The 12,470-nt window shown below is 61.8% G+C and carries 13 protein-coding genes; 4 read left to right on the top strand and 9 right to left on the bottom strand.

What is annotated here, in order from left to right:
- The 8 genes from BMI01S_RS34345 to BMI01S_RS34310 form a co-directional block, all read right to left on the bottom strand.
- Nucleotides 1-295, bottom strand: a 295-nt coding sequence (locus BMI01S_RS34345; protein ID WP_042292338.1) for a hypothetical protein, incomplete at its 3' end; no start/stop codon positions are given.
- A 646-nt stretch (nucleotides 296-941) separates the two neighbouring features.
- Nucleotides 942-1,859: a terpene synthase family protein gene (locus BMI01S_RS34340; protein ID WP_028232762.1), complete on the bottom strand. Its 918-nt coding sequence runs from the start codon at nucleotides 1,857-1,859 to the stop codon at nucleotides 942-944.
- Nucleotides 1,859-3,412, bottom strand: coding sequence for a prenyltransferase/squalene oxidase repeat-containing protein (locus tag BMI01S_RS34335; RefSeq protein WP_208461029.1), 1,554 nt, complete (start codon nucleotides 3,410-3,412; stop codon nucleotides 1,859-1,861). Before BMI01S_RS34335 ends, BMI01S_RS34340 begins: the two co-directional genes overlap by 1 nt.
- A gap of 237 nt (nucleotides 3,413-3,649) precedes the next feature.
- Nucleotides 3,650-4,522, bottom strand: a complete 873-nt coding sequence (locus BMI01S_RS34330) for a polyprenyl synthetase family protein (RefSeq protein ID WP_208461031.1) — start codon at nucleotides 4,520-4,522, stop codon at nucleotides 3,650-3,652.
- 145 nt (nucleotides 4,523-4,667) lie between these two features.
- Nucleotides 4,668-6,011, bottom strand: coding sequence for a cytochrome P450 (locus BMI01S_RS34325; protein WP_028232765.1), 1,344 nt, complete (start codon nucleotides 6,009-6,011; stop codon nucleotides 4,668-4,670).
- Nucleotides 6,011-7,123 (bottom strand): glucose 1-dehydrogenase, encoded by a 1,113-nt coding sequence (locus BMI01S_RS34320; RefSeq protein ID WP_081723605.1) that lies wholly within the window; start codon nucleotides 7,121-7,123, stop codon nucleotides 6,011-6,013. Before BMI01S_RS34320 ends, BMI01S_RS34325 begins: the two co-directional genes overlap by 1 nt.
- A 1-nt stretch (nucleotide 7,124) precedes the next feature.
- Nucleotides 7,125-8,423 (bottom strand): cytochrome P450, encoded by a 1,299-nt coding sequence (locus BMI01S_RS34315; protein WP_208461030.1) that lies wholly within the window; start codon nucleotides 8,421-8,423, stop codon nucleotides 7,125-7,127.
- 86 nt (nucleotides 8,424-8,509) lie between these two features.
- A complete protein-coding gene (locus tag BMI01S_RS34310; RefSeq protein WP_028232767.1) occupies nucleotides 8,510-9,712 on the bottom strand; it encodes a cytochrome P450 in 1,203 nt (400 codons plus the stop codon).
- Between the two features lie 105 nt (nucleotides 9,713-9,817).
- Between BMI01S_RS34310 and BMI01S_RS34305 the strand changes: the two genes are divergently transcribed.
- The 4 genes from BMI01S_RS34305 to BMI01S_RS43500 all read left to right on the top strand — a co-directional run bounded on the left by BMI01S_RS34305 (nucleotide 9,818) and on the right by BMI01S_RS43500 (nucleotide 11,740).
- Entirely contained in the window at nucleotides 9,818-10,324 is a 507-nt protein-coding gene (locus BMI01S_RS34305) for a helix-turn-helix domain-containing protein (RefSeq protein ID WP_244145487.1), read from the top strand.
- Nucleotides 10,321-10,869, top strand: a complete 549-nt coding sequence (locus BMI01S_RS34300) for an IS630 family transposase (RefSeq protein ID WP_081723606.1) — start codon at nucleotides 10,321-10,323, stop codon at nucleotides 10,867-10,869. Before BMI01S_RS34305 ends, BMI01S_RS34300 begins: the two co-directional genes overlap by 4 nt.
- Before the next feature lie 123 nt (nucleotides 10,870-10,992).
- Complete coding sequence (locus BMI01S_RS34295) at nucleotides 10,993-11,547, top strand: transposase (RefSeq protein WP_244145488.1); 555 nt, start codon at nucleotides 10,993-10,995, stop codon at nucleotides 11,545-11,547.
- Between the two features lie 67 nt (nucleotides 11,548-11,614).
- Nucleotides 11,615-11,740: a hypothetical protein gene (locus BMI01S_RS43500; RefSeq protein ID WP_255217846.1), complete on the top strand. Its 126-nt coding sequence runs from the start codon at nucleotides 11,615-11,617 to the stop codon at nucleotides 11,738-11,740.
- Here the strand turns inward: BMI01S_RS43500 and BMI01S_RS34285 are convergent.
- Nucleotides 11,725-12,003, bottom strand: a complete 279-nt coding sequence (locus tag BMI01S_RS34285; RefSeq protein WP_167334446.1) for a hypothetical protein — start codon at nucleotides 12,001-12,003, stop codon at nucleotides 11,725-11,727. The genes BMI01S_RS43500 and BMI01S_RS34285 overlap by 16 nt on opposite strands.
- Nucleotides 12,004-12,470: the final 467 nt, after the last annotated feature.

Below are 12,470 nucleotides of genomic sequence, written 5' to 3'. Positions count from 1 at the left end.
TGTTAGCGCGCCCGCCACCGCGGCGGCGCGCGAACCGCCGCACGTGGGCCACCAGCTCCGCCTTCACCGCCCCGGTCATGAGCACCAGCGCATACAGCCGCACACCCTCCGGCCTGGGTTCCGGTCGCGCGCGCAGCGACACGCGCAGCGCCAGGCGGCGGGCGCGGTCGAGCAACTGGGCGCGGCTCATCCCCGGCCAGCAGGCGGCGAAGAACGCGGCGACCGCCGGCGGCAAGCTTTCGGGGGCGCAGCCGGCGGGCAGTGCGAGGGCAACAAGTTCGAAGCAGTCGGCCATGCGGGCAGATGGAAGTCGGGGCCATCCGATCCTGGCGCAAAACGGTCCCTTCCGCAACGGCGCGGCGAACACAGGTGGCAAGCGCCGGAAGGCACCACGCCGGCGGCCGCCTGCTCGTGCCGATCGTGGCGCCGGACCCGCCGCTGCGGTTTCTGCAGCGCGGCCAGGAGACCTTTCTCTGACCTGCGATCGCGTCTTGCCACCTGTTGCTGGTACGAAGGCGGTGACACACTTATTGCAGCCTACGATGCACGTCGGATAGATCACCGGACTCTTTCTACCCGACCCACGGCCGCCGCGCAAGCGGCCCTCTTGAACAAAGCCCCCCTAACCTATGCAACTCCCGCCGTCCCAACCTTCAACGGTCTTCGGGACATTGCCGCGCGAACCCGCTCCCATTGATTGAGCGTCTAGCCTTGCAAGGCTCAAGCCATCGCAGTTCGGTGAGTTCGAGGGCGGCTGCTCTCGAAGTGCCTTGTTGATCAATGCGTCTTTCTGATTGGAGAATGACATGACCGCCCTGTTGATACTGATCTCCGGGGTGGCGAGGGCGCTGTCACGTTGACGAAGTCGCCGGGGAAGATGTGTTGATTAAGAAGATCGAATCGCGTCACGTTCGCCGAAATGCGCAGAATCAGATCGCCGCTTAACCCGTTGGCCTCCACGAATTCCGTCCGACCTCACCTGCGCCCTCGGCCCCGTCGCGATAGCGGCTGACTGAGGTCTGGTAGTACTGGGTGCGAATGGTCAGCATAACGTCGAACAACTGTCCCCATGGCGCGGGAAAGCTCCCCTCCGCCATCGCCTGATGCAGCAGGCGCGTATGGCCGGCCAACTCGTCCCTGAGAAACTGGGGCACAGGCAAATCGGGATAGCATCGATTGAGCCTGATCGCCACATTGTCCGTTTCACCCACCCGCAAATCCTTCGCCCATCCATGCAGATCGTTCTGCACACGCCCTATCGTGGAGATGAGCCGTAAGGCATGGCAGAAATCCGGCCGCATGCGCCAGCTCGCCATGTCCAACCCCCACAACAACGACAGGCAGCAGAACACGTTTTTGTAGGCGATCGAATCGATGCCATTCTGCAGGTGTTCTGCATACGACCAGCCCTCGGTACCCTGCGTCTGAGCCTTTCCCGCACGCAAGGCGGCGCAATAATGCCGGGTATCGGCAAGCAGGTGCGTGTAGTCGCGAGGATCGTAGGCCAATCCAGCCAAGCTAGCGCGCAGCACATTCCCCCCTTCGAAACCGGCGACTGTGCAGGGTGTACCCTGGCCGAGCGCCTGTTCGACGGCAGCAAGCTGGCGTGGGTTAAGCAGCGCCCGATCGTGGCAATCGTCGAGCCAGAATAACAACGCCAGTTCGCGATAGAACGCCAGGATCAGCGTTTCGTCGCACGGATCGCGGCCGGTCCGCACACTGACCCCAAGCAGGCCGCTATGGATGCTCTGCAGGATGTACTGGCCGCCCCTGATCGCTTCCGCTGCATGCTCCTCGGTAAAGCCGGTCAAGCGACCGCCGTACTCCATGACCTGGTCTAGTGCGCGTTCCGCCTGCATTACCGCGCCTCCCCCGGGTCGTCCGTGCGGGAATGCCGAGCCCAGCCATGCGCCAGCCAAAGACCTGCGAGCTCGGCCACACGCACCACCCGCAGCGGGCAATACAGTTCCTTGCCGATCCAGAGCGGAGTCTGAGGAACCGACCGCGGCGCATAACCTGCGAGCATCCAGTCCAGTGCGCGCACCACCGCCTGGGAGATGCGCTGGCGGCCAGCCTGATCCTCTCTGTCGCTGCTCACCCGCAATGCGAACAAGGCATACGCCGTTTCCTCGAAGGTGCAGGAGCGACCACTCCCCCAACCGCCATCTTTATGCTGCGCGTCGAGCAGCGCCACCAGCGCACGCTCGTCGCGCCATTGCGGACTGGCATGCGCCAGCGCGGCTACGGCATGCGAGGTCGGATAGAGCCACGACACATGCCATTTGTCGCTTTCCCATATTCCACGCGCAGTGCGGTTCGCCTCAACAAAGGCACCGGCTCCGGGCGCGGGTCTCCCCAGCTTGCGCATGGCATGCAGCGCATGAATGTTGGTAGACACGGAGGCATTGCGCTCGCCGGGAAAGGTGACGAACAGATCACCGCTTTCGAACTGGCGCAACGGCTCGGCAGACGGTTCACGCCCTGCGAGGCTCAGCACGCACAAAGCCATCGCCGTGTCGTCCGCATCGGCAGCGAAGTGTGATGCCGGCCCCAAGCCGCGTGCGCTCATGCAACGCTCGAGCCGTGCGATCCCTTTGCTTACTTCGTCGGCGAGCGCAGGATGAGAGAACAGGCCGGCCAGATGCAGCGTGTACAATACCCAACACGGCTCGAAGACATCGATCGGCCAGACGTTGGGAACCACCGCGTCGATGCCCGTCTGCGTCGCGCGCGCTGCGGCGAGCAGATAAGCGTTGGCAAGCCCGACGCGCTGCGCAGCGAGCGCCTCGACAGCGCGATGGCGCCAGACGGCCGTTGCCGCGGGACTGATGCCGATGCTGCCGTTAGCATCCAGTTCCACCTCGTCCGGCGAGCTCCCCCACGCCTCCCAGGAATGCAACAGCGGATGGCCGGTTGGCAGCGCAGGCATGGCTGCGAGCCTGTCCAGACGGGATTGCCGCAGCGGGCGCAGCGCGGCATGTCGCGGCATGGCCAGCTCAGCCAACAAGGACCCGGCCTCGTCGCACAGTTGCGGCAGGATCAGCTCTACTCCGATGGGTGCCTCCTCGGGCACTGCATGCAGATAGGGGTCCGGCTGTCGTAACAGGAATGCCTGCGCGGCGCGCACAGCATCAGCCCGCTCGGGGAACTGATCGGCCCGATGCAAGGCCAGCGAGGCCGCCAGCGTGGGCGCGTGACGAAACAAGGGGAAGTCGGGACTTCCCCACCCTCCATCGGCATGCTGTTGAGCCAGGAGCCAGCGATACGCCTCGCGCTGTTCGCTCGAATCAGCCTGGAAATGCAGATTCAGCGCAGTATCGTAGATTGAAGGTCCGACACTGCCGCCATCACTCATTTCGCCCAGAAGATGGCGAAGTTCGCTGAGTATTTGCTCGGGAAGTGATTGCAACATCGATTTGTCCTGATGGGCACTGCAAGCGATGAGTGAATCCGACTGCGGCGCAGGCAGGGCTGGAACCAGCGCCACACATCGATTCCGGCACTATAGGAACGCCGACCTCTTGGCTGCGCGCGTCTGCTTCAGTCTCGAATCGCCGTCAGCGGCAGGGCACGGGAAGTCCATACCGCCGATTAGCCCACCGCTGCCTGAAACCAGCATGAATCCGAGTGGCTCATAGGCAACGCATGCCTAACGCAGACACGTGGCAGCCCGCTGCAGCATCTGCTCCAGTTGTTGCGCGCGCGGTCCCAGCGGGACGATGGCTTGTTCAGCGTCCCGGTACAAATCGAGCGCGAGTTGGCGTGATGCCTGCAGTCCCATGATCGATACGCAGGTCGGCTTCTGCGCGTCAGCGTCCTTGCCGGACGTCTTGCCGAGCGTCGCTGTGTCCTCCGTGACATCGAGAATGTCGTCGACCACCTGCAAGGCCAAACCGAAGCCAGAACTGAAGCGATCGAGCGCCCGGTACAACGCATCATGCGCGGAATTCTCCGGTAGCGCGCACAGCGCCCCCATGCGTAGAGCGGCACGCACGAGCGCACCGCTTTTCATCTTGTGCATTGCGATGATCCGTTCCGGAGCGACACGCTTTCCGACCAGCGCGAGATCCAGGGCCTGTCCGCCGGCCGCCCCCTCGGTGGAGATAGCCTGCGCCAGTTCGCGAACGAGGCGGATACGGGTGTCGCTGGGCGCGTCCAGCTGTGCGAGGGTCAGAAACGCGTGCGCCTGCAGCGCATCGCCCACCAGGATCGCGGTCGCTTCGCCGAACTGAACGTGGACGGTCGGTAGGCCGCGCCGCAGCACGTCGTCGTCCATTGCGGGCAAGTCGTCATGGACCAGAGTACAGGCGTGTACCATCTCAAGGGCAGCGCCGATATCGTCTAGGGCGGCTGCCGGCGCGTCGCTCAACGCGCCGGCAGCCAAGCAGAGCAGTGCGCGAGTCCGCTTTCCGCCCTGCAACGTAGCATAGCGCATCGCGGCGATCAAATCGGTCTCGGCCCCGTCTGCGGTTGGAAGCAGGCGGGCCAGCGCCTGTTCGACCCGCACGGCGCCCGCCCGCATCCACGGCTTGGGCCAAGGTAAGCCAAGTATGCTGGGCGTGAGCGTACCTAACTCGCCGGCATGAGTAGCGCCTGATCGTTCGTCGTGCATCGTGGGTTCGGAATGCATGTGCCTCACACCCTCCCGTGAATCGATGAATGCTGCCTCACGAGAAGCCTATACGGATGGCGGAGGACGGATGCGCGGTCGGGTAGTACCTCCGCCCCTTCTCGACGTTGCTCAACAAGCGTGGCTGCACTCCGACCTTTTGCATGACGAGCGCCAGGGCAATGCAGAATTGCACCAGTTCCAGCCACACTAGGTGGTAGCCGATGCAAACATGCGGTCCGGTACCGAATTGAAGCATGTCCACTGGCCGGATGGGCTCCGTTCGCTGCAGCCATCGCGCCAGGCGGAATTCCTCAGGCGCCTCATACAGATGCTCAGATCTCGAAAAATGCAGCAGCGGGATACACAGGACGGTTCCCGCGGGAATGTGGCGTCCGCCAAGTGGCAATTCCTGAAGCACACGCCGTGGCAGCAACGTGGTCGCCGGATGAACCCGCAGTGTCTCGCGAAACAACGCTTCAGCGACCGGACACCGGGCGAGGTCCTCCTGCTGGATCGGCACATCACCCAAGCGCTGGGCTTCTTCGGTCAAGGCTTCCCACAGCGCCGGCTGACGCGCCAACTCGATCACGATCCAGGCCATCGTCGAGGCCGTGGTGTCGTGTCCGGCAAGCAATAACAGGCGGATATTGGCGATCATGGCATCGTCGGAGAGATCCTGTCCGCTCTGGTCGAACAAACCGACCATGTCGTTGAGCAGGCCGGTGCGCTTAGCATGGGCACGCGCATCCTGGATGAACTCACGCAACCGTGTGTCGATCCACGAGCGCGCGGCACGACCGCGCCGCAATGGCAGGCCAGGCAAGTTGATCGGTGGGGCAATGATCAACTGAAGCAATTGCTTGTATTTCCGGCGCCATTGTCGAATGTCCCGCGCAGGTATCCCCATCAAGCTGAAAATCAGCTTGAGCATCAGGTCGCTGGTTTCCCGCAGGATGGCAACCTCGCCCATATCGCGCCACTGCTGCACCTGCACCTTCAGGAGTGACGCAAAGAGCTCGCCGATCCTCGCCTGGTTCAGACCTTTCGGCAGGAACGCCGATTTGACCGCGTCACGTGCCCGCCGGTGCGCTTCACCGTCCTGGGCCACCAGCGTTCCGCCCATCAGATCTGGCGCTATTTCGCCGATCAGCGCCGAGGATACATCCCGGTGTCGCAACAATGCGAACGCGTCTGGATGCGCGCAGGTCAGCATCCTCCCGGCGGGACCGAAATCGAGCCAGAAGTGGTTGCCGAGCATGGCTTCCGCCCGTCGCAAGAGGGCCGGTAGGTCGCGCACAATGGCTGGGAGATGCCCCACCCACGGGTAAGCGCCCTGCATCTCCGGAAAGTCGTGTTGACGCGAGCAGCGACGATCGAACGGATTGAGCAGCAGGTTCATTACACCGGCCTGGTAGCGGATGACTCAACAGCGCTATCCGCAGCCTGCTTCCGTCGTACGTTGCCGCCGTCAGCATACGTCGGCACATGCGCCAGCATGCCGCCGTCGATGCAGATGACTTGGCCAGTGATGAACGCCGCGTCATCCGACAACAGGAAAACCACCAACGCGGCCACATCGTTGGGACAGCCAACGCGCGGCAGCAACTGATGCCGCATCAGGTGGCGCTGCATGGCGTCGTCAAGCTTTGCGGCAAGGCGTTCGGTCATGACCAGCCCCGGGGCCACCGCATTGCAACGGATTGCCGCGTGGCCGTACTGCGTGGCGAGCGATAGCGAAAGCATGTTCATTGCCGCCTTCGATGCAGCATAGGCGGTCTGCGCAGTGTCGCCGCTCAGCCCCTGACACGAGGACATGTTCACGATCACGCCGCCGCCTCGGGCGAGCATGTACTCAATGCCTCGCCGACAACACAGCAGCGTGCCACGCAAATTGGTCGCCAAGGTCTGATCCCACACCGTCAGGTCGAGGTCAAGAATCGCCCGATCGCGCGGGGTCAGTTGCATGGCGCTGGCATTGTTGACCAGTAGGTCCAGGCCACCGAAGTGGCGCGCCGTCGTCTCGAACAGCACGGCCACATCCCCTTCATCGGCGATATCGGTGCCGACCGCCAGTGCCTCGCCCGAGTGCGAACAGATATGCGCGGCGCATGCCGCAGCGCTCGCGGCATCGATGTCGGCGACTACCACCCGCGCGCCCTCGCGCGCCATGGCCTCGGCGCATGCCTTGCCGATACCGGCTCCCGCGCCAGTCACCACCCCAACCTTGCCTTCAAGTCGCCTCATCGTCTCCCCCATGCCGTCATTTGACGTCACCCGCCCCGGCCCGGTCGCTTGTACGGCTGGCTCGCCAGGGGCGGTGGCGACGATCCGTATCGCAGCGACTGGGCACTGGCTGGCCGCGAGCAGAACAGCCTCGCGCAGTTCCTCCGGCACCGTTGCCAGGCATACCACAGCGATCCCGTCCGCCTCGCGCTGATGAAAGACGCTCGGCAGCGTCAGCACACACTGCCCTGTGGTTCCGCACAGATTCTCATCGACGATAACACGCATATCAGCCTCCAGGAGATTTCAACCGCACCGGTAGCGAACGGAACGTTCGGAGAAATACGGATGGCTCTCGTACCGGCTCGCTCGCCAGCGCGAGCGTTGGCAAGCGCGCATCTATCTGTGGCAGGCATTCGGCCAACTCCACCCTTGCCAACTGCGCGCCGAGGCAGAAATGGATACCGTGACCAAAGCTCAGCATCACCTTGCCCTCAGTCGACATACCTGGGCTGGTGCCATGGAAGCGCGACGGATCGAAGCGATCAGGATCGGCAAAAGCGTCCGGATCGCGGTTCCCGGCCGCGATCAGCACGCGCACGTCGGCATTCTTCGGAATGACCACGCCACCGATCTCTATATCGCGCTGGGCGATGCGCGGAATGGAACTGAACATGGCCGGCGCGTCACGGCGCAGCACCTCTTCGACGAACGCCTTCACGGACGCCGCATTGCCCCGCAGCCAGTGCCGCTGCTCCGGATATGCCAACATGGCCAGGACTGCGTGATCGATGGTCGCGGCGGTGGTCGCAAAGCCACCTAGGAGCATGCCCCACAGCATGCTGATCAGCTCCGCATCGGAAAGCACGTCGGCATCGCCGTCATGCGCGCCAACCAGCGCAGACACGATGTCCTGCCCGCGCGTGTCGCGCTTTTCCTCCATCAGCGCGCTGAAGTAGGCTTCGACCTTCTGACTCGCCGCGTCCGCTGCGGCGAGTTGGGCGTCGCTTGCATGTGGGCTCAAGCCTTCCAGGATGGCGCCGATGCCGGCGGCAAGATCGAAGATATCCGCCTGCGTCATGCCGAACAACTCAGCAAAAACCAGCATGGGCAGGACCAGCGAAAACTCCCTATGCAGGTCGACCACTTCACCCCGCTCCAGCACCTGCACAATGCCATCCAGGCGTGTACTCGTGATCCGCGCGATGCTCGGCCGCAAACCGTCGATCTGGCGTACAGTGAAGTCGCGCGAAACAAGCCGTCGCAGGCGCGTATGGGTCGGCGGCTCCTTCATGGCCAGTGTGGAAGCCAACAGATTGAGCGAACGGCTGGTGGCAGCGCGAGGGAAGTATCGAGCCAACTCACCTGGCGCCGGCCCTCGAAACGCGTCGCCAGTGGCCTTGAGCACCCAATAGACGTCCGCATGGCGGCTCACGAGAAAAATCCCGGACGCAGCACGATGCACGGGATCGTGCTCACGCAACCATCGCATGAACGGATAGGGATCTTGAATGCACGCGGGCGACGCCAACTTCGCGAAGGCATCCTGACATTCTGAATTAGTGTCGTGCATCTCCATCTTGGTCATCTACCTCTTAGCCGATGCCAACGAAATGCTGGCTGTACCCTTTACAGGTGCTTGATAATCGAGATTTCGACTGTCTGCAAAGGGTTTCACCAGAGCACAAGGAATTCCTCGAAGCCACCGGTGATGATCTCCTTACGCAGCTTGAGCTGCTCGACGGGCACCGCCAAGTGCAAAGCGGGGAAACGCTGGAAGATCGAGCCAAACAACACCTTCAGCTCCAGCCTGGCGAGGGTGGCGCCGATGCAGTTATGCGGGCCGTAGGAAAACGCTAGATGCGGCTTCGCGTCGCGCTCGATGTCGAATACTTCGGGGTCGCTGAAATGGCGTGGGTCGAACGATGTCGCAGGCAAGCCGACCAATACCTTGCTCTCCGCAGGAATGTGCATACCGGCGATGGTCACACTGGTTCTCGGATAGCGCATGATGCCGTCCCAACCCGCACCGGGCGGATACAGGCGCAGGATTTCCTCAACCGCCTTCTCCACCAAGGACGGGTCCGCGCGTAGACGCTCGCGCTGCTGCGGATGCCGGAACAGGGCAAGCAGGCCGTATTCGATTTGTGCCACCGTGCTCTCATGTCCTGCCACGAGCATGCCGGCAGCCAGACCGATCGCTTCCTCCTCGCTCGCAGTGCCTTGATCGACAGCAGTCATCAGATCTGTCAACAGGTTGTCGCCAGGATCGTTGCGCTTTGCTTGCAGGTTCGCGCGGATGTAAGTGCGCAGTTTCCCCCAGGCCTGACGCGATGCGCTGCGCGGGCCGCTCTCATGCTGATGCGTCATCACTGCGTCGGACAGTCCAGCGAAGAAGGAATGATCCTCATAGGGAACGCCCATCAGCGCGCTAATGACCATGGCCGGGAGTGGAAATGACAGATGCCGCCGCAGGTCGGCGGGCTGTGGTTGTGCCGCTAGCGTGTCGAACAGCCGTGAAGCGATCGCCTCGACATTCCTAGAGAGCAGTTTCACTCGGCGATTACTGAAAGCTGGGGCGACGATCATGCGCAGGCGGGCGTGCTCGACGCCCTCGTGCGAGACCAGCCATCCCGGAGAGCCGAGGATCACCGAATCCGGCGTGAATTCCCGCGGCGGCATACCAGCCGGGCGGAAGGTGGCATTAGACAACACGGCCTTCGCCTCATCGTAGCCGGTGACCCACCAGCCTTCGTGTCCGGACGGGAAGCGCACGCGGTGAATCGCCCCCTTGGCGAGCAGCGCCAGCATCTGCGGCGAGGGCTCAATATGATTGACGCGCCACATCGGCAGCGTCGGCAGATGTTCTTCAGGCATGTTGGTTTCTCGGCCGATCGACGGAGGAAGTCTGAAACGCGACAGGCAGGCTTTTCGGACATCGAATGACATAGGACGGCATATAAGTGTTCCTGGTAAAACCGTTTGATTTTGGCTAACCTGGCGTTTTCACTGATGCCGGGGTGGTGGATGAAGTGTGTGGTAGTGCTGGAGGCTGTCGAGGAGCTGACTTTGCAGCAGATGTCGATCAATCACCGTCATCAAGATACACGCACACGTGCGGCAGGCCTGCTGATGCTCGGACGTGGCCTCAAGCCCCGTGCCATTGCGGCCGACCTGGGCGTGAGCGGTCAAAGCGTCTACAACTGGTCGCACGCGTGGCGCGAGCGTGGCATATGCGGTTTGATGGGCGCCCATAACGGCGGCCGGCATGCGCTGTTGACTGAAGCGCAGATTGCCGTAGCCCTTGAAATCGCACCCTCCGAACCTCTGACGCTGGGGCGCATCGCACAACGCGTCGAAGCCGCGCTTAACGAATCGCTGCCCTGCAAGATCGAAACGCTGGGTGAAGCACTCAAGCGCAACGGTTTTTCGTTCAAGCGCAACCGCTACTCGCTCAAAAAAAGCGCAATGAAGAAGCGTTCGCCATGAAAGAGGGCACACTCGAGAAGCTCCAGCAGGCCGCGCGCGAGGGTGCCGTGCGGTTGTTGTACCTTGATGAGGCGCGCTTCCATGCTTCGCCGCCTGTCCAGCGCAGCTGGTCACCACGAGGTTTGCCCCATCAGGTCGAGCCGAATCATCATTGCCGTCGCAGCGTGATCGGCGCGCTGGACTTCGGCCAGAACACGCTGATCCACGCCGCGCATAGCGGGACGATCAAAGCCCCGAATGTCGAGCACTTCATCGACGGCGTGCTCGTGGGCACCGCCGGAGTGCCCACTGTAATCGTGCTGGACAACGCGAGCATCCATCACGGTATCAGCGAGGAAACACGGCAACGTTGGCTTCTTGAACATAAGACGGTCCTGTTCTACCTGCCGGCATACAGTCCTGAACTGAACATGATCGAGATCGTATGGCGGCACCTGAAATACCGATGGCGAAGCGCCCTGACATGGACGCGCGAGACCATCGACACCGAACTTAACGCACTGCTAAACAAGTACGGCCCCGATTTTCAAATCGATTTTTCGTGAACACTTACACAACTGGTTGCGGGTTTTCCGAAGGGATCGAATTTGTCTGCGGGCCCGATGGGGAATGGCTTGGGCAGTTGGCGAGGCCAGAGCGGTTAAAGTCAAGGCTTTGTGGAGACGCGAATGGCTGCAAACCATGGCCGACAGGCGATTCCCGCGAAATTGACCGTTGAGCAGTTCGAGCAATTTATCTTGCCGCATCTGAGCCGTGGCCGGCGCGGGCCACCGCCGACGTTACCGTTACAGAAGATGTTATATGTCATGAAAGCGCTCTATATGGAATGTCAATGGAAGATGCTGCCGATCGAAACGAGTACAAAGGGCCGGCCTGAAATCCACCACACCCGCATCTACCGGATCGTGCGGCGCTGGCAGGCCGATGGCAGCATCGACCGGGTCTTCGCGGGCACGGCCGATCTTCTTCATCGGGACCAGCGCCTGGACCTCTCGACCCTCCACGGCGACGGCACGACGACGGCGACCAGGAAAGGGCGGCGACAACCTCGGCTACAGCGGGCACAGAATCTGAAGGGCGACAAGGTGGTGTCCTTCTGCGATCGCAACTGCAACATCATCGCGCCATTCGTGAGTGCGCCGGGCAACCGCAACGAATCGTCCCTGCTGCGTGACGCGCTGCCCCGGCTCACCGCCATGGCACGCGTCATCGGGCAAACATAACAAACGCGGCCACAAGCGTCATTTCGATGCGGCCATCTTCGCAGAACGCTCCGGAACCATCGAGCGCGTGTTTGCCTGGGAAGATACCTTCCGCCGCCTGCTGCTGCGCTTTGAGCGCATCAGTGCCATGCACTACGCGCTCAAGACGCTCGCGTACACGATGATCAACCGGAGGCATTACTGCCGCAGCTGATCCGGGTTCTTGCGCACAGTGCGGCACTGTGTCCAGCGCAATGCGCTGCGGTCTCGCCCGCCCACATCAGGCCCAATTGCTTCGCCCTTCAGCTCATCACCTCGCAGTGCACATCTTGCCATGTCGGGCACTTCATGCATCATCCGTTCGTTGCGCACACAACCACTCGCCCCCCTTTCGAAAACACGCAACCAGTTGAGCGACAGAATTCGGCTGCGCTGCATCGACATCAGCTCTTCGCGCTCGGTTTCACTCAGATTCATTTTGCCCATGCACCATTAGATCAGTGCAATTTCATTGGTTCAATGGACTAGCATCGATTTCATAAATTTGCGCATGACAATACTCCGATAAGATTTCAACGGCTTATACTTTTAAGCGAAATCCATGCCAAGAAGCAACCGCCAATCGAAACCAGAGTTCTTGAAAGGCCATTAAAGCCATTCACGGATAGCACTAACGGACAAACCAGACACTTTTGTCAATTTCTGTCGCTACTGCAACAAAATCGGAATCCGTCGCAAGAAGCCGGTCTGCTATGCAGACGGCTTTGCTACTAGGGAAGGTCTTATGTGGACGCCTCCCGGATTGCAAACAGTGTTGCGATTTTTGGGTTTCAGGTAAAGGCAGCACGCTTATGTCCGGCCCGTTTTCGCAGGTCGTTATGCGCCTGCAGGCCCTAATGGAATTCGCTGGCGAGGTCCTCATCTGCAAATCGAACACAATGGTT

Source organism: Paraburkholderia mimosarum LMG 23256 = NBRC 106338 (genome assembly GCF_000739815.1).
Lineage (GTDB): Bacteria > Pseudomonadota > Gammaproteobacteria > Burkholderiales > Burkholderiaceae > Paraburkholderia > Paraburkholderia mimosarum.
Note: the sequence above shows the minus strand (reverse complement) of the source record. Positions and strands in the feature narration are given on the sequence as shown.